This window comes from Fusibacter fontis (assembly GCF_055378735.1).
This window is the reverse complement of record NZ_AP042445.1, coordinates 245,657-270,064: the sequence shown is the minus strand read 5'-3', so window position 1 is coordinate 270,064 and position 24,408 is coordinate 245,657. Positions and strand designations below refer to the sequence as shown.

Here is a 24,408-nt window from a genome sequence, read left to right as displayed (position 1 = left end):
CCTCCACTAGTTTGCCACTTCAGCCAATGTACTGATCTCACTATAAGTTAATAGTTTATCGCAATCTAATAATAATTTCACATCAGATCCTACTTTTCCGATTCCTCTGATGTACTGATTGCCACTTCCAATCCCCAAAACTGGTTGTTCCACAATATCGTGATCTGCAATATTGATCACTTCTGATACGCTATCTACAATCAGTCCAACTGCATGTTCTTGCATATCTACCACGACAATACACGTCCGTTCGTTATAATCTTCATAAGGCATTTTAAACCGTATACGCATATCCATCACTGGAATGATCCGGCCTCTTAAATTGATAATACCTTTAATAAATTCGGGAAGTTCAGGCACTTCGGTGATAGGAAGAATACCGATGATTTCCGTGACATGTTCAATTCCGATCCCGTAGGTTTCGTCCTCAAGAACAAAAGTCAAGTACTTTCCCCTCTGAGTATCTTCTTCCATCAGTTCTTCTTCAACAATGTTTGCAATTGCATTTGTCATGAGTATGCTCCTTTCCTAATTTGTAGCAAGACCTGCAACATCTAATATTAAGCTAATATTCCCATCGCCAAGCAAAGTACATCCTGCAAGTCCATCTACTTTTTTGAGTTTATTGATATATTGAGGCATCGTTTTAACGACGACTTGCTGCTGCCCAAGAAGTTCATCTGCAAATATGCAAATTGCACGATCTTCATGCTCTACCATAATCAATATGCCTTCATCAAATCTCGTTATGGCGTTCTTGACATGATAGCGATTATGAAGTCTGAGTATTGGGAAACATTCTCCTCGAACCATGACCATTTCATTCTTATCTGGATCGCGTATACAGTCTTTAAGATTTGGTCTAAATGACTCTCGAATCGATGTAATTGGAATGGTATATCTCGAATCTCCCACTTTAATGTTCATGCCTTCTATAATTGCAAGTGTCAACGGGATTTTCAGAGTTACAAGTGTTCCGAGTCCTTCTTCACTTTCAATGATGACCGAGCCACCGACTGCTTCTATATTCGTACAGACCACGTCCATACCAACGCCTCTGCCAGAAAACTCCGTCACGTTTTCTTTTGTTGAAAAACCAGGAAGTAAGATCAAGTTAAAAATCTCTCGATCCGACATCTCTTCTCTTGATTTCTTCAACAGCCCTTGATCCGATGCCTTTTTGAGTATTTTTTCTTTACTAAGTCCCTTACCATCATCCCGAATCGTAATGAGAACATCACTTCCAGAATTTTTGGCACCGAGAATAATCGTGCCTACTTTTGATTTTCCTGCATCTAGCCGTTCGGTTTCACTTTCAATACCGTGATCAATGGCATTTCTTATTAAGTGCATCAATGGATCCGATATTTTTTCGATGATGTTTTTATCCATCTCTGTCTCTTCGCCAAACAACTCTAACTTCACGTCCTTATCGAGTTTTTTACACATATCTCTAACGATTCTATGCATTTTTACAAAGGTCGTCGATAAAGGCACCATCCGTATCGCCATAACCATATCTTGCAACTCACCTGTGATTTTATGTAACAGTCGAGCCGATTTTTGATAAGACTCTGATTTAATCGTTTCGATGACAGGACTTTGAGTGACCATTGCTTCCGTGATAACAAGCTCTCCAACCATATTCATAAGTGCGTCTAACTTATCTACATTCACACTAATCATCGTCTGAAGTGTCGGAGCTGTCGTCTCTTTGGCCTCTTTAACTTCTTTGGCTTCCTTGAGTTCACTACTTGTTTGCGGCATCTTAATCGTGTTATCTTCAACTATCGTCAGATGGCTCAAATCTTCCTCATCACAACATTCCTGAACTTCGTGAACTTGTAACTGTTGTTGTGCTTTTACAAAATCATCAAATTCTTCTTCGGTAGCTTCTGAAACATTTAGTTCTCTTAGAAAGATGGTTTCGTTGAGTTTGGCGGTTAACTCTTCAATCGTCATATTGGACTTCATATAAATATAAAACCCATTATCCCGAATCCAAAGTGAAGAACCTTCGTTTTCTGCTATATCTGGAGGCATATAGTAAAGTTCACTCGCCTGTTCAGTTAATCCAAATATAACCGTATACGCTCTTATATTTTCCATCTCGCATCCATCTTCAAATAAAATGGATGCTCGATAATAATGTCCTTCCGTCTCTTTTTTCTTTTTTTCAGGAGGTATATAGTATTGTTGCTGTGACTGATCGACATTTTTTTTCTTGTCAGCTTTGTCCGGTTTTACATTATTATCAATCTTCGTTTGCTCAAGATAATTTTCTAGAAGTGTCACAAGTGATTCTGGATCACCGTCAACTTCAACGCCATTTTTGATTTTATTAATCTCAACTTTCATAAAATCAACACTGCTTAAAATCAAATCAGATATCGTTAAATAATCAATTTTCTCCGGTTTTTTTTCACGAATAAAATAGAAAACATCTTCGATTTTATGTGCCAATTTAGAGATGTTATTAAAAAGCATCATAGCCGAAGTGCCTTTAATGGTGTGCATAAATCGAAAGATCTCATTGATGGCTTCTTGATCAAAAACTTCTGATTTTTCGCTACTTATGATGATCTGTTCAAGTTGATCCAAAAACGACGTCGTCTCGTATATATAGATTTCTATCATTGGTTCATTATCATAATTCATACTCATGTAACCCTCCTCACTCATTTGTCTTGTTTTTCTAATGTTTGTATTTACTAGATAGGTTTCTCTAGATCTATACGGATCATATTGACCATCCTTTCATAATCTAACGGTTTTGATAAATAATCATCCATGCCTGCACGGATGCACTTTTCTCGATCCCCTTGCATGGCATTGGCTGTCATCGCTACAATTCTAATGGACTTGCCTTTTTCCATATCTCGGATGGCCGCTGTGCACTGATACCCATCCATAATTGGCATTTGGCAATCCATAAATATCACATCATAATCGTGTTCTAAAACGGCTTCAATCGCTTCTTGACCACTACTTGCAACTGAACATGCAATTCCATTGGCTTGAAGGACCTTTTGAACAACAACTTGATTCACTAAATTGTCATCCACAATTAAAACATTGACGTTTTCTCGGTTATCCAAATGAGCAGTTTCATTTTTCATTGATTGTACCCAATTGTCATCCGATAAATCGTTTTGTCGTTCTAATATTTCTTTGATGACTTCAAAAGTAATTTCAATGACGAACTCTGTTCCTCCAAAAACTGAGTCGTGAACGGTAATCGTTCCATTCATTTGATGCACCAACTGAGTCACGATGGTTAGTCCGAGCCCCGTTCCTCCAAAAACCCTTGTATCAGAGTCATCAACTTGCGTAAAAGCCTCGAAAATCTTATGTTTGTGCTCATCTGGAATTCCCACGCCAGAGTCATTGACTTTTAATTGAATCGTCATTTCATGAGGCGTTTGCTTGAGTAATGTCAATGAAACCACTACTTGCCCCTGCTGAGTAAATTTGATGGCATTGCTCACAAGGTTATACACAATTTGTTTATATCGATAGGCATCCACAAGTACGGTAAATTGTATCAATGGATCCGGCTCAAACAACAACTGAACATTTTTTTTATTTGCATTAAATCGATAGAGCTCTACTGCTTCTCTAGTGATTTCAATGAGATCGTCTTCTGAATAAATGAGCGTCATTTTTCCAGCTTCAATTTTTGCTAAATCCAAAATATCATCAATAATTCTTAAAAGTCCTGAAGATGCCAACTGAGCTTCATTCACATATGCATCAATTTCATCTTTACTTTGCGCATGTTTTATCAGCTCTAAATATCCAGTCACACCATTCATCGGCGTTCGTATTTCATGTGACATATTTGCTAAAAATTGGCTCTTTGACTGATTGGCAGCACGCTCTTTTTCCCTTGTTTCGATCAACTCTTTTACATATTTGGACTTTTGTAAAATATCGGTCACCATAAAACCTAAAATCTGAATATAATGTATGTCCATGTCGTTAAACTGTCTTAAATCATCTCGATAATCCAGTCGAATGAAACCCGTTATCTCATTTGAATTTAAAAGTGGTTGTATGACAAAAGAAATTTCTTTATTTTTATTATTATAAGTAATTGTATCGTGAACAAATGGATTTGAATCTAAGATGACATTAATTGTTTTCTGTAACAATAGCGTTTTTAGCCACGGGTATGACTTGAAGTCTTGAGGGCCTTCAAAAATTTCGTTATGATCCTTTGGTTCCATCGGCCATCCAAGTCGATAGATAAATGTGTGAAATTCTGGGTCTACAAGAAATAAATAACAACCATCCACACTGAAATACTCTGCAATTCGCTTAAACATCTGAATTAAATGATCATCAAGATGAGATAAGTCAAAAGATAGTGCTTCTGTGGATATTTCAGCGATAAATTGATTCATCACTAAATTTGTTTCAAGTGCATCGTTGATCTCCTTTAATTCTGTATTTTTATCATTTAGGTCATCAAAAAAGACTTTTGAGTGACTTAATAGCTCGTTGATGACCTCGCGCGTGCCACTAAATGGATCTCGTTCGTATTGAGGTAACCGATAAACCAATCGATCGTCTAAAGAAATCTTAGCGATATCTTCGTTCAATTGAACCAGAGGTTTAATGATGAATTTTTTCTGTAATTTCGATAGAATTGTTAAAAGAACAATGGTCGACCCCAATATGGATAAAACCATCATAATCACGCGTTCGCTCCATCTTGAATAATCCTGACCTGGAATAAATGTGAAAATACGCCAGTTAATATTTGTAATTCTTCTAACTGCCAAATATCCATTTTGTCCGCTGATAATGACTTCTTGAGGGGTTCGTTCATTTTTAACTTGTTCATACTTTAAAGTATCTAAATACACATTCATCTTAGGCATTTGAACAAACTTAATGGCACTTTCACCTTGTTTTGCGATAACTCTCGACGTATGATCTACAATAAAAATGACGCTATTCTCTGTTACTTTAGCTTCCATAGCAGGACTAATAAGATTTGAAACCGGGATATCACCTCCAACGACTCCTATTAAGCTGCCATTAAACCCATAGATTGGTGTTGCAATGGTTATAATCAGTGCATTTCCATGTTCATTGACATGTACATTTGTGTAAATGACACTCTCATACTTAAGTACTTTTTGATACCATTCACTCAGTTTGTACTCTTCATTGCCCCGATCACCATGAACTGTCATCTCCCCTGATTGATCCACAAAAAACATCGAACTAAAATAATTGTTATTTTTATGTGCTTGTTTTAGATAATCTAATTCCTGTTCAGCGTTCGTGCTATTTGCTATGTATCGACTGAGATCAACAATGGTTTGCTTTGCTGCTACGACGCTACCATACACCTCTTCAGATAAGTCATTAAGAGTATCCACAGATTTGTCTAGAATGCCATTTCTTGTATTCATCTCAAGTATTGAGTAATGTGTAATCATAACCAAGGTTATCAAAATGATTATCACTGCTGCAGCAACATTATATCGTCTTGTAAAGGTTTTCATTCCATCCCTCCCACACCATATGCTACTGGCAATCTTAATGGAATTTACGCGAGGTGTTTTTGCTTTTGTATATTTATCCAAAAAAAGAGATGCTTACGCATCTCTTTTTTTTATCATACTATTTATTTGATGACCTCTTTACCACCCATATACATTTGAAGTGGTTTTGGAATTCTTACAGAACCATCTTCTTGTAAATTATTTTCTAAAAATGCAATAAGCATACGTGGTGGTGCAACCACTGTATTGTTAAGTGTATGAGCAAAATAATTGCCCTGTTCTTTATTTCTAACGCGGATTCCCAAGCGTCGTGCTTGTGCATCGCCAAGGTTTGAACAGCTGCCCACTTCAAAATACTTTTGTTGACGTGGTGACCATGCCTCAACGTCAATGCTCTTCACCTTGAGATCTGCTAAATCGCCTGAGCAACACTCTAATGCACGCACTGGAATATCAAGACTTCTAAAGAAGTCAATGCTGTTCATGTAAAGTTTTTCAAACCAAGCTGGGCTCTCTTCCGGTTTACAAACGACGATCATCTCTTGTTTTTCAAACTGATGAATTCTGTAGACGCCACGTTCTTCGATACCATGTGCACCTACTTCTTTTCTAAAACAAGGTGAATAGCTCGTCATCGCTTGTGGCAACTCTTCTTCTTCAATCATTGTATCGATAAATTTACCAATCATTGAGTGCTCAGAAGTCCCAATTAAGTATAAGTCTTCACCTTCTATTTTGTACATCATGTTTTCCATCTCTGTAAAACTCATAACGCCTGTCACGACTTCACTTCGAATCATATAAGGCGGAATGTAATATTCAAACCCTCGATCGATCATAAAGTCACGTGCATAAGATAAAATCGCTGAATGGAGTCTTGCTATATCCCCTTTTAAATAATAAAATCCATTTCCACTTGTTTTACGAGCACTATCGAGATCAATGCCCCTTAATTTTTCCATAATTTCTACATGGTATGGAATTTCATAAGCAGGTGTCACAGGTTCGCCATATTTTTTCACTTCAACATTTTCGCTATCATCTTTACCAATTGGCACTGAATCGTCAATGATATTTGGAATCACCAGCATTTTTTCGCGAATTTTCGCTTCAAGTTCCGCTTCTTTCACTTCAAGTTCAGCCAGCTCTTTACCAATTGCAGCCACTTTTTCTTTTGTTTTTTCAGCTTCTTCTTTCATGCCTTTTGCCATGTAGCCGCCAATTTCCTTGCTAATGGCATTTCTCATACCTCTGAGTTCATCACCTCTCGTTTTTGCTTCTCTAAACTCCGTATCCATCTCGACAACTTCGTCCACTAGAACAAGTTTTGCGTCTTGAAATTTCTTTTTAATGTTCTCTTTGATCAACTCTGGATTGGTTCTAAATAATTTAATATCTAACATCTGCACCCTCCTGTTTGCGTCAAAATTTCTTTGACATGCTTTTTAATTTATTGTAGATTTACTTATTTATGGGAATAAAAAAACTTCCAGTCCCATAACACATGGGACGGAAGTTCCGCGTTGCCACCCAAATTGCTGTTAAACAGCCAACTCAAACTGCTATAAAGGGCTTACCCTTCGACTCTTCGCCGATTGCTCCCAAAGCGGATCCTTTATCAAACGTGCTGATTCTCACCATCCATCAGCTCTCTTTAACGCCTCAAAAGTTATTCTTTGATCTACGCATGATACTCATTGTGTTATTTACATTTTAACCATTTTGCTCCATTTGTCAAGTTTAACTTGATTATTCAAGATCAACTTATTTAGCCAAGTCTAACTTGCATTGGTCAGTATCATTAATACTCTAGCTTAACAAGACAAAGTGAACCTGCACTTACTTTGTGACCTACAAACTTCGGATCTTGGTAATCCAGAGCATGCTCAACTGCATGCATCGGCAATTGTCCAAGTCCAATCTGTATCAAAGTTCCAACCATAAGTCGTTCCATGTTGAGTAAAAATCCATTTGCTGTAATAGAAATGACAATTTCATTCTCAGTTTCATTGATTTTAACAAATTGCACTTTTTTCACGGTATTTCTCGCCTTACTGTGCGTCGTAAATGCAGAAAAATCAAACTCACCAATAAAATCAATGGCAGCTTCTTTCATTTTGGATACATCGACATATTGATTCATCACGTTGACATAGTGACGTTCAAAAAGCGGCCTAACCTGAGCGTTTTGTTTCCAAAGTCGATACTCGTAAGTCGCCTGCTGAAGTTGATATCTACTATGAAATCGTTCATCAACCGCTTCGATATCCAAAGTGATGATATCGTCAGGGAGGTATTTTTCAAAATATGCACGAAGCGACTCACAAGTCACTCCTTTTCCATCGATTTCAAGCGCACTTTCTAGCTTGAAATTGACCACCTGATGGGTCGCGTGGACCCCAGCGTCGGTATTAACTGCTCCAATCACTTCAATTGGCTTTGCGCATAATTTTTCTAAAATCGCTTCTAACTTGCCTTGAATACTTTTGTCGGCTTGGTCTTTTTTGGTCGTAAATCCCATATATCGCTTACCATCATAGGCAATCGTCATCTTATAATTTTGTTCCATCGGCACAATAACTCCCTCATTTTTTCATCAGTATATCACATTTGAGCCATGTTATCATGCATAATCCTTCGAAGTAGATCTCATTAGCACAGAATTACTCGATTGTCCAATTTTTACGTATTTTTCTCCATTTCGTATCGCGTTCAGTTTCCAAATGTTGAATGTCTTCTTGGCCGAGGTGTTTAAAACGCCCCTGCTTTTTCACGTAATCTGATACAGACGAAAATTCTTTTGGATTTTTGTTGAGTTTAAACTCGCCATTTTCATATTCAGCCAGATACCATAGACCACAATCCACGGCTTCTTTTGCAAGCGATATCGTAATGTCACTTGGCGTCCCCCAACCAGTTGGACATGGCGCAAGAACGTGTATATAGGACGTGCCTTTAACTGATTTTGCCTTTTGAACTTTCATCATATAATCTTCAAGATATCCAACACTTGCAGTTGCAGCATAAGCAATATCATGCGCTGCGACGATCTCAAACATATTCTTCTTGGTTGTGATGGACCCAGGTAAATGTTCTCCCGCTGGTGACGTCGTTGTTTTTGTGCCATAAGGTGTTAAACCACTTTTTTGAATGCCCGTATTCATATAGGCTTCATTGTCATTGCAAAAATAAATAATTTGATCGCCTCGATCTATTGCACCTGATAGTGCTTGGAGACCAATATCTGCCGTTCCTCCGTCACCTGCAAAACCAACTGCATGTGTATTTTCAATACCAAGTGCCTTTAGTCCTGCAGCAATTCCTGATGCCATGGCACCTGTTGATGCAAATGGCGTAATGACTGCATTTGTCATAAATGCCATATTAGGATAAATAAATGAAACTGCTGACATACATCCTGCAGGTAGAGCTGCAAAAGTTCTTTCGCCCAGAATTTTCATCGCAAGACGCACCGCAAGACTTTCTCCGCAACCGCCACATGCTTTATGTCCGTAAAACAACTCATCGTTGGTTAAATTTTTCGCATTTAATTTTTCCATTAGCGATCACACCTCACATTCATGTATTGCACCGTCTCTTGTTTTTCACCGTTTGCTGACTTTAACATCGAGTGAAACATCTCGCGGACATTCTCTTTCGTCACATCACGACCACCGAGACCGCAAATGAAATTTAGAACGACTGGCATTTTTCCCATCTGTAAAATAGCAGAATTCACATTGGTAAAAATAGTGCCCTCATATCCAAATGAAATGTTTTTATCGACAACACCCACTACCTTTGCATTTCCAATGGCTTGCAATAACGCTTCAGTCGGAAACGGTCTCAAATAGCGAAGTTTAATTAAACCTACTTTTTTTCCTTCACTGCGCAGTGATTCTAAAATCATGCGGCTTGTACCTGTGATACTTCCAGTCGTGATTAAAATGACCTCTGCATCTTCACACTGAACCGATTCAAGTAACCCATGATATTTTCTGCCAAATACGTCCGCAAAAGATTGATCCACCTCTTCAATGACCTCTTTTGAAGCAATCATTTCTTCATTTTGCTTGATTTTGAACTCCATATTGAAATTATTCCCCGCAGTAATACACAAACTTTGCGGCTTTTCTAGCGTCATCATATTTTCGTACTTACCAAGTGGCGGTAAGTAGGCATCCACTTTTTCCTGTTCTGGCACTTCTACGACTTCATAAGTATGCGTCAAAACAAATCCATCTAAATTCACCATAAACGGCGTTAAAACTCTTGGATCTTCGGCAATTTTATAGGATTGAATCATCATATCTAAAGCTTCTTGAGCATCTTCCACATAAACTTGAATCCAACCTGAGTTGAGTAAAAACATCGAGTCCATCTGGTCGCCATAGATATTCCAAGGGGTTGCAAGAGCTCTATTGGCATTCATCATGACAATCGGCATTCTTGCGCCACTCGCATAGGGAAGATTTTCTGCCATATATAAAAGACCTTGTGACGAAGTGGCTGTAAATGCTCTTGCGCCTACTGAACTCACTCCCATTGCAGCAGCAAGGGCACTGTGTTCTGACTCAACATGCATATAAATGGCATTGAGTGATCCATCTTCAACATATTCTGAAAGTCTCTCAACGACAATCGTCTGTGGTGTAATTGGATATGCAGAGATGACATGTGGTCGAACCAATCTGACGCCTTCTGCCACTGCATCGTTTCCGCTAATAAATTTTCTAGCCATTAATGTCAGCCTCCTTTACCATGACAATTGCCTTTAATTTGCATTCATAGGCACAAACGCCACACCCTTTACAAAATTGATAATCTATTTCGAGTTGGGGACCTGATTTATCAATCACGCCATCTGGACACACTAAGAAACATCTCATACAGTTCACGCATTTTTCTTGATTGATCACAGGTCTAAACGTTCTCCAACCTGCGTTGATACTCGTAATATGGTTGCTCTCACAAGTTGCGCCAAGAGGATAATCGCGTACTGTTTTCGGCTCTATAAACGATTTGAGTTGTGGTTTATTCATGCGTCTGTCCTCCGTTTTGAGTTTTCATCATTTGAACAACATAGTCAAACAAAGCAATATTTTTATCTGCTAACTTAGGGTTCATACTTGAACGAATTGCCGACTGACAACTTTGCGCCTGTACAATACCTGTAACGCCTACGAGCGCACCTAACATCGCAGTATTTGTAATTGGGATTCCTAAATATTCAAGTGCAAGACCTGTTGCATCAATTGCAATGACTTGACAAGGACACTGCGCTTGATAAAGGGCAATATCTTTCGTATTGATAATCACAACACTTTCAGATTTTAGACCTGTCATCACATCTTGTCCCCAGAGGGTTTCATCTAAAATGACGACATAATCGCAAACATCGAGTTCACTTCTGTCGGTAATTTTTTCATCATCTATTCTTGTAAATCCTAATACAGGGGCGCCACGTCGTTCTGGTCCGAACGAAGGAAAAGCTTGTGCATATTTACCGTCAAAAACAGAAGCTGCGAGTCCTAATAAACGCGCTACTGTAAAACTGCCTTGACCACCTCGACCATGCCATCTTACCTCAATCATACATCTGCTCCTTTTGATTATTGAGTGAATTTTTTCAACTGATATATCAGTTGTATATTTAAAGATTACGATAGAATTGAGGCTCTGTCAATACAAACTCTTTGATTATTATGTATACATGAACGAAAAAAACCTCACTGATCATATCGATCAATGAGGCCTATTATAGTGGATATATCCTTCTCTAAAGATTGATTTAGCTTTTAGACTAATCAGATAGATTTATCGCTTATAAACGCGATAACTCAACTGCTAATTTAGCCGCAACTTTAGCATTGTTAAATACCAGTTGAATATTTGAATCCAAGCTATCGCCACCCGTTAATTCTTTGACTTTAGCCAAAAGGAATGGTGTCGATTCTTTTCCTTTAACGCCTTGTTTTTCTGCTTCGCTTACTGCAGTGTCAATAGCATTTGTGATCACGTCATAATTCATTTCGAAAGCTTCTGGAATTGGGTTTGCCACCACCAGGCCGCCTTCTAAACCAAGATCCCATTTTGCTTTGAGCGCTTCAGCGAGTTCAAGCTCTGAGTCTACTCTGTAATCAACGCCATAGCCACTTTTTCTCGTATAGAATGCAGGGAGTTCATCTGTTTGGAAGCCGACTACCGGAACGCCGTTTGTTTCAAGGTATTCTAAAGTCAAACCGATATCTAAGATGGATTTTGCTCCGGCACATACTACTGCTACATTGGTGTGAGCAAGTTCTTGTAAATCTGCAGAGATATCAAACGTTTCTTGTGCGCCTCTATGAACCCCACCGATTCCGCCAGTTGCAAAGATCTTAATGCCTGCAAGAGCAGCAAGAATCATCGTCGATGCTACAGTTGTTGCGCCATCGAGTTTTTTAGATACGATAAACGGAATGTCTCTTCTAGAGGTCTTAACGACATTTTTAGCTTTTCCAAGGTATTCCACTTCGTCTTCTGTTAAACCCACTTTTAACTTGCCACCAAGGATTGCAATCGTTGCTGGAATTGCACCATTGTCGCGAATGATTTTCTCTACTGCAAGTGCAGTTTCAACGTTTTTTGGATATGGCATGCCATGAGAAATAATAGTAGATTCAAGTGCAACAACTGGTTTACCTGCTTTTAACGCCTCTTCAACTTCAGGTTTAATTTCTAAATACTGTTTTAACATATTAACTCTCCTTTACTTGATTCATCAACTTGTCTTCTGACATCGTTGGATTAATGGTATTTTCATGACTAATGGCAATTGCAGATGCGCAAAGCGCCACTTTAACTGCTTGTTCAATCTCAAAATTCTTTGTATATGCGTATGCCAATCCCGCTATAAATGCATCTCCTGCACCTGTAGCATTGACAATTTCCACTTTTGGATTCGGTACATGCGCTTTAGTTACACCGTTGTTGTAAAATACACCCGCCTCGCCTAAGCTTATAAAGACTTGTTTAACGCCTTTTTCAATTAAAATGTTTGAAGCTTTGATTAAATCTTCATCATTCTCAATTTTAACACCTGTCAGCATCTCTGCTTCAATACGATTGGGTTTAATGGTGTGGAAATAACCAATTAAATGAAGCACTTTTTTCGCTTTAGTCGTTGAAACGGTATCCAAGAAAAATACGGTTTCTGTAAAATTCGTTAAGATATATTCGAGAACTTCTTCTGGTAGATTGGTATCGAGAACACAAAGGGTCGCATTTTCGATAAGATGTCTTTTCGTTTTAATAAAATCCACTGTCATTCGCTCACAGATATCCATATGCGAAATGGCTAAGACCATGTCCATACTTTGATCTAGAATAGATAAGTACGTCGAGGTCGATTCTCCTTTAAGCACCAGTGAATCTTGCATATTAAGTCCAATTTGCTTCGCTTCATCCAAAATTTTCATCCCGTATACATCATCGCCAATAGCACTGATGAGTCTAGTGTGAACGCCCATTCGCGTTAAATTTTCAGCGATATTTCGGCCTACACCGCCAAGTGAGATATGAACGGTTCCAACATTAGAGTCTTTAAAAATTAGATCCGATTTTGGAAATCCTTGAATGTCAATATTGGAACCCCCAATGACACATACATAAGGTTCTTCTTTGACGATGTACCCTTTACCAAGGATATGACCTTTTTTCATGAGATTTGTAATGTGAACCGCTACTGAAGATCGTGTAATTCCCAAAAGATCTGCTAGTTCATTTTGTGCGATCATGGGTTCTTTTCTTAAATACTCTAAAATTTCCTTTTCACGATTGGTCAAGTTGTCCTCCTTTCTTCAAGTAATTAGGCATGAGTTTTTATTTTAAACTCGTTAATTACTTGATACTGGTTGAATCGTTCTACGATTTTACAAGTAATCATTTGCTTATTTAATAATCTATTGTTTATCTTGGTTTTATTCTACACCTCTTTTCGATAACTGTCAAAAGTTTTTTTGCACAAAAAAACTCAGCTGATTTAAACAAGTGAATCGATCAAGATTTGCATGTAGTAAATTAACCACTGAAGCAAACGTAAACCGTTCCAATTGTCGAATGATCAACTGAGGTTTCATATACTTTTCTATTCATTTGACGGATTAAAATCAATACGCCAATGCCAGTAATACCTGACCGATAAAATAAAAAATTGAAAGTAAATCCGAAAAAATCTTTTTCGGCCAAATATAGCGCCAAATCCCCAGTAATGTATCCGAGATTAAAAACATAATAGCCCCAACAGAGAAGATCCACTGTGCTTCAAGCTGAGTCTGGTGTGAAAACACCATAAGCCCCCCTTTGGCAGCCATAAAAGTTACAAATAAAAGATACAGACAAAGTGGCCATTTTGCTTTACCCAGTGGTGGCTTCTTAATCGCAATAAAGGCATAAGCTAAGGTAGCAAAGATCATCGTTATTAAAAATTCTCGTAAACGAAGGCCTTCTAGATGGATCATCGCAGAGATATAGAACACATGCGCTAGACCAAAAGCTAAAATTCCTCTAATAAATTTGTCTTCATCATCGTGTATGTACGCAAGATAGTAATCGCCAATGAGCGAAAAAAATAACCCTACAAAAATTAAAACTGAAAACGTCGAAAAATCTTGATTGACCATATGCCAACCGCCAATTAGACAAAATATCGTCGATAAAATCATCTTGAGTTTAAGCGACTTTAACGATCCTTCTCGCCTTGATTTTAGCACGTATGCTAAGAGCAAAACTCCATATAACCCCAAACCTAATTTTAAAACCATCTTTCCCCCTAAGATTGTTTATAAAAAAATTGCATAACGCCATTTGACTGTCAACTAAATGATTCAAATGTCATTATGCAATTTAATATTATTTCTCAATACCGTCGATTACTTTATCATTTGTTTTGTTTGGATATTTTGCCACGAGAGCATCATAATCTGTTTGGTATGACTCCGATTTCATGGTATTTACAACAGCGTTTTGCCATGCTTCTAAGCCTTTTCCATCAAAGAACATGATGTGGTAACCATAAGAAGTTTTTACAATTCCAGTGTCTCCAACTTGTCTTGATGCATCAAAAATCCAAGCGTCAAATTCTGGAACCATCATACCACTTGTAACCGCTTCATATAATCCGCCATTTTGAGCTGAACCTGGATCTTCACTAAAGTCAGTTGCAAGTTGTCCAAAAGTCTCAGCTGTAGCGTCTCCATCTTCCCAAGTTTTTAAAACTTCTTCCGCTTTCGCAAGTGCTTTTTCTTCTGTTTCATACGTATCCGTTGTTAAAAGAATATGTCTAACATCCACTGAAGCAGTTGTATCTACATAAGGTTTTTTCACTAAAAAGTATACTGTTGACGTACCGCTTTCTGCATCTTCTGAAACAAAAGTCGTATTTTCAGCACCAGCGATTAATGTTTTAACTGCTTCATCTGCTTGATCTACAGTCCCTTTTGTCACTAACTGTGATCTAAATGACGCTTCATCAAAAGTTCCAAGTTCTTCTTCTGTTGAATGTGCTTTGATGTAATTGACAATATAGTCTTCAAATGCAGTTTGACTTGTAACAGCAGCTAACTCACTTGCAGCTGTTTTTACCATTTCTGCTGTAATTTTTCTTTCTTCATTTGCACTAAAATCGAAACTCATGTATTCAACATTTGTAAACGCATCTGCTTTACCATCAAAATATGCTTGAATTTCTTCATCTGTATACTCATAAGAGTTGATGAGTTCATAGTACATTTTATTTGCTAAAGCTGCTTTTTCAGTAAATAATCTGTAGTCTTTTTCAGTGACTTTTTCACCGTACATAGATTGTAAATACTTATCAACGGTATCAAAGCTATTTTCTTTTGCAGCTGTTTTTAATGCTTCCATGTCCTCAGTGATTTTTTGTTGATCTTCTTCAGTCAATTCAATGCCTCTTGCCTTAGCTTCTTCACAGAATACTAAAAAGCTTTCTGCATATCCAAGTGCTTGATCTTTAAAAAAGTCAAAGAACGTTTCTGTTTCTGTGTACTGTTGCTCTTTAAGTGACTTCTCCATATCAAGGCCCATTTGTGCTAAATATGAACTCTGTTGACTTACCACATAATTAAACAAGTAAGAAAATTCTCCTTGTGTAAAACCAAAATTATCCGTGTAAACAGCGTAATCGCTTGAAGAGGCAGCCTCCTCTTTTTTTGTGCTTGAACAGCCAACTACTGTTCCCATTACTAACATAATTGCTAATACTAACGTCAATATTCTTTTCATCTGATTCGTCCTTTCCCTTTATTTATACAATTATCAACTTAATGTGTCCATCAGAGATAATTTCATGTGCATATAAGTCGCACTCTCCTATTATACATGAACATTTGATATTTTGCATTCCTATTGCATCATTTTAATCGCTGAAACTTAAAAAAAGCTTAATTTCATGTAAATTTTTTAAAGTGTAAGGTTGATTTTCTTGGGTAAAATAACCACGATCTTACGAACGAATCATTTTAAGTTCTAAAAATCAGAAGACTAAGAGGTCATAAATTAAATGTATTAATTTCAATTGTGTATTGATTTCACTTTGCACATCTGATATACTCAATTTGAAATAAGCATTCAATCAAATACCATAACATGGAGGCTACAATGGACAATTATCAAGTCATTCTCGAATACTTTAAAAAACAAACAGAACCTGTCAATGCAGGTAAAATAGCTGAAGAAACAGGCGTAGACAGAAAAGAAGTCGATAAAATCATGAAAAAAATGAAGGATGAAGAAGTGATTACTTCTCCAAAGAGATGTTATTGGTCGGTTAAATAGAAAACTCGACGTTTCTAAGAGAAATAGCATCTTAATTGTAATATTCAAAATTTAAAAGCCATCACAAATCGATTACACTTTGTGATGGCCTTTTTGTTTTTTGATTTATGGTTTTTTGACTTATGATTTTTCTGCTGTTAACGAGCTGCAGCTCTTCATTTTTTTGATTTCTTTTGATAGTAAGTTTCAACGTCTTCCTTCCACCTTGGATCCAAAGCACTCTCTTCTCTAATCATGCTGACAGCAGCTCCCATTGCCTTGTAATTCAGCGCAGTTCCCGCTTCATCACTAAAATAACTCACTGCTTTATTTTTTGAAATGCCAAATGTTGAAGCTGTTTCAACCGCGTCAATGTTTGCACCTAAAAAGAGAAATTCCCAACCATACTCGCGTTGTTGTTGTTCAATGAGCTTTTTAATTTGACCACTTGTAAACTCACGACTTGCATTCTCCATCCCATCTGTCGTAATGACAAATATTACCTTTTCAGCTTGATAATCCGGATGCGTTGATTTTTGAACATTGATCATCTTTTGGATGGAATATCCAATTGCATCGAGCAGTGCAGTGGAGCCTCGAACAAAATACTCCTTTTCAGTAATTGTGCTCATGGCTTCTATTTGAACACGATCATGTAGGAGCTCATAGCGATCATCAAACAGTACAGTCGTCACACGTGCTTCACCGGGACCTTTTTTTTGTTTCTCAATCATGGCATTATACCCACCAATGGTGTCGCTTTCTAGCCCTGCCATGGAACCACTTCTATCAAGTATCAATACCATTTCTGTCAAATCCTTTTTCATCATAACCTCCTCATACTAACGCGGTCTAATCAGGTCACATGAATATAAGAATGATGAATGATCAATGTTCTATAATCAATAATCAATATTCAATATTCCATAATCCATGTTCAATTGCCTGACTTTGCGCTTGTTTTATACATTCAGTATACGGACTTGATGATGACTAAAGGTCGCTCAGTAAGCGACAAATTTTGTTTAAGCAACAAATTTGTTAATGAAGACTTCAATACAAGACTTCCAATGGATTAAAAGGTTCCTAGCAATGGTTGATCATAATAGAAGAGCACTTGATTGATGTGATGGATGTCATAACATGCAGTTTTAATAAAGTACTCTATAATGACATCACACTTAGAACATTTCGACAAACACAGACCTGCACGTGATAATAAGTCTTGGGTTTCTTCTAAGTTTAATTTTAAAGCGATGGCAAATGCAAGCGCTGTCATTTTACTCGGTTTATAATGCATATCACTGCGAATCTTTGAAAATAACTTGCGATCAATATTCGCACGTTTATATGTTTCGACATCCGTCATGCCGCTCTCATCAATTTGCCTTAACAGGCTTTGGGAAAACGACTCATCTAGATTTGTCAGTAAACTTTGAAGGTCTTGATTTTGACGATTTGCATGAAAAACGGTTGTCTGAAGAGCTTTCTTTTTATTTCTCGATTTTTGAACGTCTATATTAGATAATTTTGAAGTTTCACTTCTATTACCGTGCGATTCCTTATCTAATGAATATTCCATGGACTGATCCAATATTGGTTCAGATCTCTTTCCAACATAATGATGTTCGACATAGGCTTCCAAATCATTTTTTAATTCCATAGAAAAACCTAGAGCACTTGAATCCATTAAAACCAAATACACATCCATATCAGAGGTTTTTAGAAAATCTAAAATGGCAATTGTGGCTATTTTCAGTGCTTCAGTTTTTGGAAAGCCGTAGATTCCGGATGAGATGAGTGGAAATGCAATGGATTCCATGTGATGAGATTCAGCCAATAACAACGCATTGGCATAACAATTATAAAGCAGCTCTGATTCATGTGCGTGACCGCCATTCCAAATAGGACCCGGAGTATGAATCACATATCGAGCTCGTAGATTAAAACCAGGCGTTAAAACTGCATCACCAACAGCACATGCTCCAATCAGTCTACATGCTGCTTCCAATTCTGCGATACCTGCAGCTTCAAATATCGCGCCACAAACACCTCCACCTCTCATAAGTTCTGTATTGGCTGCATTCACAATTGCATCGACATTCATCTTGACAATATCATTTTGAATCAGTTGAAATGGCATAATGTCTCTCCTATCTCCTCTATAAAATTAAATCCTTTTTGATCCTATTTATGTTAGAAAATTGTAAATTCAAATTTAAAAATAGTAAGTATCTAGTAAATACGCTTGTTGGTATTTTCGAGCGAGTTTGTGAAGATACGATTTAATCTCTAAAAGCGAGACTTCACCCGAAGCATATAACTGAATCAAATGAACAAAACGTTCTTTTTCCCGGATGGATGCGTGTTTCTTAAAGTATCCCCAAACGTGCTGACAGGCATTGATGGCTTGACCTCTATGTTCTGAGACACCTTCTAAAGATTCTATCAGAGTATAAAAATGAACTGCACGTTCTTCTTCTGTTAAATCACTTGTAAATAAACGTCTAACTTGCTTATACACTTCTTGTGAGGTCTCTAGAACTCGGTATTTGTAGCGAGCCCACTCTTTTTCAAGAATTTTTCTTCTATTAGTCTCAGACAGGTCTCGAACCGGCAAAAAACACAAACCACACTTGATTGCCGAGCGATTCTTGTCCTTAACCTCTAGCATGATATCTATATTTTCGTAGTTTGCATTTAACAAATCGCCCACATAGCGTCTAAACAATTCTAGCGAAATTGTTTCAGAATGTGCACCCATACGTTTATCAACCGCTTGCTGTGAATAATGAACTTTTTGACTGCCATCTTGATTTTTCCAAGTCTTTTGACACATGGAGATCCAATATACATCATCTGGTAGCGAATTTTGAAGATTTTCAATGCGACTGCATGAATTAACATAATGATGTAAATTGTCATATACCACAGGAATTTGCTCATTTAATCCAATTTCTAGTACCTCAGAAATCGTATAATGACGGTCATCATTTTCAATAACCAGTCGCGTTTGAATCATCTTTGGCAATGTTCGATAGGATTTCTTAAAGCGATCTATAGCAGATACTTTATCGCCATAAATACCTCCAATATGCAGAATCAACTTATGCGTTGAATCGAGCTTCATGCAGTCCAGTACACGCGCATGATACAAAAGTTCTTCAACCGAACGTTTAATCACGCCCTCATCCGTAGAATTGATCACAGTATACTGCCCAGGATGCATAGAAACACGCATGCCACTTAATCTGATTTTTTCGCCAATGGATTCAAAAACATGTCGAAATTCTTCCCACCATTTAAGCGTATTCACAGGATGTGAAGCAAAAGGAATTAAATCTGAAGTCATTCTAAACAGTAAAATATGGTGCTTGATATTGTAATCAATCATTTGACTCAGTGTATTAAGATTATGCGCAATCAGTTCTCTTAAGCGCTCTTCAGACGCATTTTTAAGCGTGCATGTTTTGTAATTAAGACTTTCTTTTTCAGCTAATAAACACGCATATCCGATTCTCATAAGCACCTCCGCATATAGCCTTTTTATTCTCAGTAACTCGACTTGACGTTTACCTCCTGAATCCTCGGGTAAACATAATAACACTTATATTTTACCACTTTTTCTAAACTCATAAGGAGAATTTTCTAATGAAAAATCAAATGATGACTCAAACGGATAAAAGATTCATGGTACGTAGCTTTCGTGCATTATGTCTCTTTCTGCTCATAGTTAGCATGATTCAAAACATTGGATTCTCAACGGATAAAGATTTTATTGCAAGTCAATCTCTACTCAATGCCCTCCACTGGATTCCAGATACCTATCAAGCTCAGTCGCTTTCGCAAAATTTGACCAAGCTCGAAGGGTACTATTACATGATTCAGCTTCAGTTCAACGAGGAAGACTTTGCTCAAACGGACAGTTTTTTTACGGATATTCCTAATTGGGCTTCCACATCTATTCAAACTGCATACCTACATCACATGCTCCTTGGTGAATCATCCAATACCTTTAATCCTAACCACCCGTTAGACTGGGAGACTTTTGTTTCATTACTTTTGACAGTATACGCAGATAAAAAAAATGATCATGCAAATGTTGGAACAGCGCCACTGCTTGTCGCTTCAAAGGAACAGGCAATCATTCAAGCCATTAAACTCGGCGTTTTGCCAGAAGAAATGCACTTTATAAGTAAGACGTCACCATTGACACGCGGTTATGCTCTGGATATCGTGTGCTATTTTCTCAAAAGCTATGTGAACCCTTCACTTAAGCTGATTGATTATCAAAGTGTTGAAGAGCAACTTGCCTATGCACAACGCATTCAGCAGTCCGCATGGATGCCATATAACCCAATTACAGACGCCGATTCTAAACAATTTAAACAAGCACTTTCTCAGATTTACAGTGAAACGGCAAAACAATTTTCACTCGATTACTCAAAAGTTGGAATCTCTGTTGAAGAACTCCATACTGGACTCAAATGGTCCGTTGGAGACGATTTAAAAAAAGATTCTACAACTGGACGCATGCTCGGAAAATTTTCAATTGCATCTGCAGTGAAATTTCCACTTGCCATGGCCATGATTGAACATCTAGAAAATCAGTCACTCTCGTTACAGAATACCTTTAAAGATCCGCTCACCGGTAAAAGTTACACCTTCGAAAATGCCATTCGTTTTATGCTCTCGCATTCTAGAACAGATTATTATAATATACTCCTACGATATATCGGCGTCAGTTCTGCCAATGCGCATCTAAACTCTCTTGGAGTCGAGCATTCCGCTATTAAAGGAGAGCTTGGTGGGGGTGATGCCATCTGGTCGACGGAGCGCATGCTCAGCGTTTATAAAACAACGGTTCCTAGTAGATTTACCCCTAGTGATCTGAGCATCTTGTTACGTTACGTCTATAAGGGCGTCGTTACAAATGATCCAATGATGACACTTATTAATCAAGCGCTTTTAAACAATATTTACCATTCACGCCTTCCTAAGGGAATCGGCTATCAATATCCCGTTGCCCATAAAACGGGAACCTATGAAGAAGAAGGTCGCTTTGTAGATGCTGGTATCATTTATTTAGACAACCATCCATACAGCGTCGTGATCTTATTAGACGGTCAGGAAAATACAAAGGATTGCGAACCATTTATGCGCGCGCTCTCTAAAAATATCCTTACCTATATGAAAAAACGCATAAATTCATGAGTTAACGCATTAATTATTCATTTAAGCATCAAATTATGCATAAGTGCATCATCTAGGACTAAATTCACAAAAAGTTTTAATTTTTTCACTTTCACTGGTGCTATAATAAAACTGTTCTTTGACATAAATTTAACGCGGGAGGCGCTATGAAAGTTCAATTAAGAAAACAAATTTCCTTTAAAATCATTGTTTTTACCCTTCTTTCAACCCTATTATTGCTCGGTGCAATTACAACTTCAAATTTCATCCATTTACGAAAACAAGTGCAGACCTATGCAGAAACCGAAGCTAAAAGTACATGGGAGGCAATCGGTGAAACCATATCAGCAGATGATATTACCGCACAACTTAAAGCAGGTAACTCACAATCAGACGAATACATACAAACGCGATTCGCCATGCAAGTCATTGCAAAAGCTTCAGATGCTTCTTACCTACACATCGTGACAAAAGACGACTCCGGAAAATACGTCTATTTTGCCGACAAATTCTTAGATGAAGAGAAAGAACATGCTCAAATTGGGGAATTAATTGAAACTTCCTATGCACCTAACTATGATCAGGTATTTGCTGACGGCGAAGCTATCTTCGGTGCGTTTGAAAAATATAATGATCAATATCTCTTTTCAAATTATTTTCCACTTGTAGACGACCAAGGCGCTGTAGTAGCGGTTTTAGGTGTTGATTTCGACGTGACAAAAGAACTCGATGAGATGGTCTCAGTATTTATTCGAAACTTGATTTTTTCTCTCATCGCAATGATCACACTCTCAGTTGCTTTATCGTGGATCATTCATCAACTTTTAAAGCCCGCGAAACAACTCGCAAATATTTGTCATCAAATCGCAGATTATGATCTCAATGTGAAAATTCCAACACATTATAGTGGTGAGTTTGATGTTCTGGCAACAGCTCTTCGCACTTTGACGGATAATAATAAAAAACTCATCAATGAAATCAAATCTTTATCTGATAACGTCCTCAATAGTGCTGATAATATACAAGAATCGAGTCATACCATCTCAGCGATGATCGAAGAAAATACCGCAGAACTCTCTCAAACTTGTGAAAATATTCAAAAACAGACTGAAGCCACTAAGAAACTGGAACAAAGCAACGAAGTCATGGCACAGTCTGTGGTTGGAATCAATCACTCGATGAAAGAGACTCTAGAACTTCAAGCCGAAGTTCAAACTTTAACCAATGATTCCAAGCAGCAACTCCATGTCATGAAGCATCAGTTTACGGAAACTGCCAACAGCTTTGGAACAATTTATCAAAATATGACCACTTTATCTAAACGTTCCGATGCCATCTTGGGTATCGTCGGAACGATTAAAGGCATTGCTGAACAAACGAATCTACTAGCGCTCAACGCGTCCATCGAAGCCGCTCGTGCAGGAGAACAAGGACGTGGATTTGCAGTAGTTGCAGATGAAATTCGAAAACTCGCAGAAGAATCTGCTCAATCCGTAGCGGAGATTCAACACATTGTACAAGAAGTTCTTCACGATATTAAGAAAAACACTGAGATCACAAGTGAAAGTCAAGAATCTGTTGAAGCTTCTAATCAGGCGATATTAAATGCAGTTGACCAATTTACTCATACTGAAATAGCCATCTCAAACATACTCACTACCATCAATGCCATGGGTGTTTCAATTCGTGAAATTAGTCAAGAACAGCAAACAGTATTAAAAGAAACAGATAAAATTTATCACCTATCCACAATTAATAACGAGCATATTCAAACAGTAAATGCTGCATCAGAAGAATCGTGTGCAAATGTTGAAGAGATTACCGCGCATATTGATACACTAAAGAACACGCTCATTCAGCTCAATCGAGAAATATCCGTTTATAAATCATAACCATTTATAAGGCATAAGCACTTATAAACTATCACCATTTGTAAGTCATCACTACAAAAATAATAAAAGATGTAAATGTTGACGATGCGCTATCATGAAATGCGCATCGCTAAACACTTACATCTTTTTTATTCTTTAACTAGCGTCACCACCACAATTTCTGGAAGGTTAAATAGTCTTACTGGTATGATGCTATTTCCAAGTCCTCGACTGAGAATCATGGTTGTATCACTTTTATGAAATACCCCTGCGTCATACTCAGGAAATAATCCCTGATTAGGGGCAATGACGCCTCCTATAAAAGGCAATCGAAACTGCCCACCATGCGCATGTCCACAAAATACCAAGTCGTAATCACTGTTGACATATTCATCCATAAACTCAGGTCGATGGGATAAAACCATGGTAAAATCACCTTCCATGACCTGTTCATTCACAGAAATTGACATTTCACTATTAAAAGCGGGATCTTGTAGTCCGAGGAGCCGAATCGATTCATCCATTCGTTTAATTGCGACGCTTTCATTTTCTAAAACAACGACGCCTGCCTTTATTAAAACGGATTTTACCTCTTCATATCGCCCGCTCCACGCCTCGTGGTTGCCGCTGACATAATAAACTGGGGCAACGGAGACGATGCTTGACACTAAATCCTGTACTGGCTGCAAATCAAATTTTTTTTGATCTACAATATCCCCTGTAATGACAATGATATCTGGTGTTTCTGCTTTAATTTTCTCAATAAGCGTTTGCTGTCCCTTACCAAACGTCTGATTGTGTAAGTCTGAAATCTGAAGAATTTTCATGCCTTCAAACTGCAAGGGAATATCAGCATGTGTTACCTCAAAATAAGTGATATCAATATGATGATTTCCCCAATAAATCAATGGAATACTTAATATGATTACGAGGACAAAAAACCATTTTAAATTGAATTTTATATTGAATTTCAAATTTGAATTTATTTTGAATTTCAACTTACTTATCAT

Annotated in this window: 20 protein-coding genes; 3 read left to right on the top strand and 17 right to left on the bottom strand. The window is 37.6% G+C overall.

Features of this window, described 5'->3' with window-relative positions; translation table 11 throughout:
* Nucleotides 1–6: 6 nt before the first annotated feature.
* The 13 genes from ACZ41W_RS01045 to ACZ41W_RS00985 form a co-directional block, all read right to left on the bottom strand.
* Nucleotides 7–513: a chemotaxis protein CheW gene (locus ACZ41W_RS01045; RefSeq protein WP_464313040.1), complete on the bottom strand. Its 507-nt coding sequence runs from the start codon at nucleotides 511–513 to the stop codon at nucleotides 7–9.
* 15 nt (nucleotides 514–528) lie between these two features.
* Nucleotides 529–2,664 carry a chemotaxis protein CheW gene (locus ACZ41W_RS01040; RefSeq protein WP_464313039.1) on the bottom strand — a complete coding sequence of 712 codons (2,136 nt, stop codon included), beginning with the start codon at nucleotides 2,662–2,664 and terminating at the stop codon, nucleotides 529–531.
* Nucleotides 2,665–2,711: 47 nt separating this feature from the next.
* Entirely contained in the window at nucleotides 2,712–5,519 is a 2,808-nt protein-coding gene (locus ACZ41W_RS01035) for a response regulator (protein ID WP_464313038.1), read from the bottom strand.
* A gap of 122 nt (nucleotides 5,520–5,641) precedes the next feature.
* Nucleotides 5,642–6,922: a serine--tRNA ligase gene (gene serS, locus ACZ41W_RS01030; RefSeq protein ID WP_464313037.1), complete on the bottom strand. Its 1,281-nt coding sequence runs from the start codon at nucleotides 6,920–6,922 to the stop codon at nucleotides 5,642–5,644.
* Nucleotides 6,923–7,320: 398 nt separating this feature from the next.
* Nucleotides 7,321–8,088 carry a tRNA pseudouridine(38-40) synthase TruA gene (gene truA, locus ACZ41W_RS01025; protein ID WP_464313036.1) on the bottom strand — a complete coding sequence of 256 codons (768 nt, stop codon included), beginning with the start codon at nucleotides 8,086–8,088 and terminating at the stop codon, nucleotides 7,321–7,323.
* 94 nt (nucleotides 8,089–8,182) lie between these two features.
* The gene (locus ACZ41W_RS01020) at nucleotides 8,183–9,079 is read right to left on the bottom strand and encodes a thiamine pyrophosphate-dependent enzyme (RefSeq protein ID WP_464313035.1); all 897 of its coding nucleotides are present in this window, start codon (nucleotides 9,077–9,079) and stop codon (nucleotides 8,183–8,185) included.
* Nucleotides 9,079–10,260 carry a transketolase C-terminal domain-containing protein gene (locus ACZ41W_RS01015; protein ID WP_464313034.1) on the bottom strand — a complete coding sequence of 394 codons (1,182 nt, stop codon included), beginning with the start codon at nucleotides 10,258–10,260 and terminating at the stop codon, nucleotides 9,079–9,081. Before ACZ41W_RS01015 ends, ACZ41W_RS01020 begins: the two co-directional genes overlap by 1 nt.
* Entirely contained in the window at nucleotides 10,253–10,561 is a 309-nt protein-coding gene (locus ACZ41W_RS01010; protein ID WP_464313033.1) for a 4Fe-4S binding protein, read from the bottom strand. The genes ACZ41W_RS01015 and ACZ41W_RS01010 overlap by 8 nt, the downstream gene beginning before the upstream one ends.
* Nucleotides 10,554–11,114: a 2-oxoacid:acceptor oxidoreductase family protein gene (locus ACZ41W_RS01005; RefSeq protein WP_464313032.1), complete on the bottom strand. Its 561-nt coding sequence runs from the start codon at nucleotides 11,112–11,114 to the stop codon at nucleotides 10,554–10,556. The genes ACZ41W_RS01010 and ACZ41W_RS01005 overlap by 8 nt, the downstream gene beginning before the upstream one ends.
* A 229-nt stretch (nucleotides 11,115–11,343) precedes the next feature.
* Complete coding sequence (locus tag ACZ41W_RS01000; RefSeq protein WP_464313031.1) at nucleotides 11,344–12,258, bottom strand: pseudouridine-5'-phosphate glycosidase; 915 nt, start codon at nucleotides 12,256–12,258, stop codon at nucleotides 11,344–11,346.
* Between the two features lies 1 nt (nucleotide 12,259).
* Complete coding sequence (locus tag ACZ41W_RS00995) at nucleotides 12,260–13,345, bottom strand: PfkB family carbohydrate kinase (RefSeq protein WP_464313030.1); 1,086 nt, start codon at nucleotides 13,343–13,345, stop codon at nucleotides 12,260–12,262.
* Between the two features lie 324 nt (nucleotides 13,346–13,669).
* The gene (locus ACZ41W_RS00990; protein WP_464313029.1) at nucleotides 13,670–14,323 is read right to left on the bottom strand and encodes a lysoplasmalogenase; all 654 of its coding nucleotides are present in this window, start codon (nucleotides 14,321–14,323) and stop codon (nucleotides 13,670–13,672) included.
* 88 nt (nucleotides 14,324–14,411) lie between these two features.
* Entirely contained in the window at nucleotides 14,412–15,803 is a 1,392-nt protein-coding gene (locus ACZ41W_RS00985; RefSeq protein WP_464313028.1) for a peptidylprolyl isomerase, read from the bottom strand.
* A 375-nt stretch (nucleotides 15,804–16,178) separates the two neighbouring features.
* Between ACZ41W_RS00985 and ACZ41W_RS00980 the strand changes: the two genes are divergently transcribed.
* Nucleotides 16,179–16,355: a MarR family transcriptional regulator gene (locus tag ACZ41W_RS00980; protein ID WP_464313027.1), complete on the top strand. Its 177-nt coding sequence runs from the start codon at nucleotides 16,179–16,181 to the stop codon at nucleotides 16,353–16,355.
* Nucleotides 16,356–16,510: 155 nt separating this feature from the next.
* On the opposite strand, the gene ACZ41W_RS00975 is transcribed toward ACZ41W_RS00980, so the two are convergent.
* The 3 genes from ACZ41W_RS00975 to uvsE all read right to left on the bottom strand — a co-directional run bounded on the left by ACZ41W_RS00975 (nucleotide 16,511) and on the right by uvsE (nucleotide 19,857).
* Nucleotides 16,511–17,161: a vWA domain-containing protein gene (locus ACZ41W_RS00975; protein ID WP_464313026.1), complete on the bottom strand. Its 651-nt coding sequence runs from the start codon at nucleotides 17,159–17,161 to the stop codon at nucleotides 16,511–16,513.
* Between the two features lie 248 nt (nucleotides 17,162–17,409).
* Entirely contained in the window at nucleotides 17,410–18,477 is a 1,068-nt protein-coding gene (locus tag ACZ41W_RS00970; protein ID WP_464313025.1) for a macro domain-containing protein, read from the bottom strand.
* Nucleotides 18,478–18,552: 75 nt separating this feature from the next.
* Nucleotides 18,553–19,857 (bottom strand): UV DNA damage repair endonuclease UvsE, encoded by a 1,305-nt coding sequence (uvsE, locus tag ACZ41W_RS00965; RefSeq protein WP_464313024.1) that lies wholly within the window; start codon nucleotides 19,855–19,857, stop codon nucleotides 18,553–18,555.
* A 128-nt stretch (nucleotides 19,858–19,985) separates the two neighbouring features.
* On the opposite strand from uvsE, the gene ACZ41W_RS00960 reads away from it, so the two are divergent.
* Nucleotides 19,986–21,548, top strand: a complete 1,563-nt coding sequence (locus tag ACZ41W_RS00960; protein ID WP_464313023.1) for a serine hydrolase — start codon at nucleotides 19,986–19,988, stop codon at nucleotides 21,546–21,548.
* A gap of 146 nt (nucleotides 21,549–21,694) precedes the next feature.
* Nucleotides 21,695–23,419 carry a methyl-accepting chemotaxis protein gene (locus tag ACZ41W_RS00955; protein WP_464313022.1) on the top strand — a complete coding sequence of 575 codons (1,725 nt, stop codon included), beginning with the start codon at nucleotides 21,695–21,697 and terminating at the stop codon, nucleotides 23,417–23,419.
* 128 nt (nucleotides 23,420–23,547) lie between these two features.
* Here ACZ41W_RS00955 and ACZ41W_RS00950 read toward each other — a convergent pair whose 3' ends face one another.
* On the bottom strand, nucleotides 23,548–24,408 hold the full coding sequence (locus ACZ41W_RS00950) for a metallophosphoesterase (protein ID WP_464313021.1): 861 nt from the start codon (nucleotides 24,406–24,408) through the stop codon (nucleotides 23,548–23,550).

What these genes read in the sequence shown, in the direction of transcription:
- ACZ41W_RS01045 (WP_464313040.1), bottom strand. Translation starts at nt 513, where the DNA reads ATGACAAATGCAATTGCAAACATTGTTGAAGAAGAACTGATGGAAGAA.
- ACZ41W_RS01040 (WP_464313039.1), bottom strand. Translation starts at nt 2,664, where the DNA reads ATGAGTATGAATTATGATAATGAACCAATGATAGAAATCTATATATAC.
- ACZ41W_RS01035 (WP_464313038.1), bottom strand. Translation starts at nt 5,519, where the DNA reads ATGAAAACCTTTACAAGACGATATAATGTTGCTGCAGCAGTGATAATC.
- serS (WP_464313037.1), bottom strand. Translation starts at nt 6,922, where the DNA reads ATGTTAGATATTAAATTATTTAGAACCAATCCAGAGTTGATCAAAGAG.
- truA (WP_464313036.1), bottom strand. Translation starts at nt 8,088, where the DNA reads ATGGAACAAAATTATAAGATGACGATTGCCTATGATGGTAAGCGATAT.
- ACZ41W_RS01020 (WP_464313035.1), bottom strand. Translation starts at nt 9,079, where the DNA reads ATGGAAAAATTAAATGCGAAAAATTTAACCAACGATGAGTTGTTTTAC.
- ACZ41W_RS01015 (WP_464313034.1), bottom strand. Translation starts at nt 10,260, where the DNA reads ATGGCTAGAAAATTTATTAGCGGAAACGATGCAGTGGCAGAAGGCGTC.
- ACZ41W_RS01010 (WP_464313033.1), bottom strand. Translation starts at nt 10,561, where the DNA reads ATGAATAAACCACAACTCAAATCGTTTATAGAGCCGAAAACAGTACGC.
- ACZ41W_RS01005 (WP_464313032.1), bottom strand. Translation starts at nt 11,114, where the DNA reads ATGATTGAGGTAAGATGGCATGGTCGAGGTGGTCAAGGCAGTTTTACA.
- ACZ41W_RS01000 (WP_464313031.1), bottom strand. Translation starts at nt 12,258, where the DNA reads ATGTTAAAACAGTATTTAGAAATTAAACCTGAAGTTGAAGAGGCGTTA.
- ACZ41W_RS00990 (WP_464313029.1), bottom strand. Translation starts at nt 14,323, where the DNA reads ATGGTTTTAAAATTAGGTTTGGGGTTATATGGAGTTTTGCTCTTAGCA.
- ACZ41W_RS00985 (WP_464313028.1), bottom strand. Translation starts at nt 15,803, where the DNA reads ATGAAAAGAATATTGACGTTAGTATTAGCAATTATGTTAGTAATGGGA.
- ACZ41W_RS00980 (WP_464313027.1), top strand. Translation starts at nt 16,179, where the DNA reads ATGGACAATTATCAAGTCATTCTCGAATACTTTAAAAAACAAACAGAA.
- ACZ41W_RS00975 (WP_464313026.1), bottom strand. Translation starts at nt 17,161, where the DNA reads ATGAAAAAGGATTTGACAGAAATGGTATTGATACTTGATAGAAGTGGT.
- ACZ41W_RS00970 (WP_464313025.1), bottom strand. Translation starts at nt 18,477, where the DNA reads ATGCCATTTCAACTGATTCAAAATGATATTGTCAAGATGAATGTCGAT.
- uvsE (WP_464313024.1), bottom strand. Translation starts at nt 19,857, where the DNA reads ATGAGAATCGGATATGCGTGTTTATTAGCTGAAAAAGAAAGTCTTAAT.
- ACZ41W_RS00960 (WP_464313023.1), top strand. Translation starts at nt 19,986, where the DNA reads ATGAAAAATCAAATGATGACTCAAACGGATAAAAGATTCATGGTACGT.
- ACZ41W_RS00955 (WP_464313022.1), top strand. Translation starts at nt 21,695, where the DNA reads ATGAAAGTTCAATTAAGAAAACAAATTTCCTTTAAAATCATTGTTTTT.
- ACZ41W_RS00950 (WP_464313021.1), bottom strand. Translation starts at nt 24,408, where the DNA reads ATGATAAGTAAGTTGAAATTCAAAATAAATTCAAATTTGAAATTCAAT.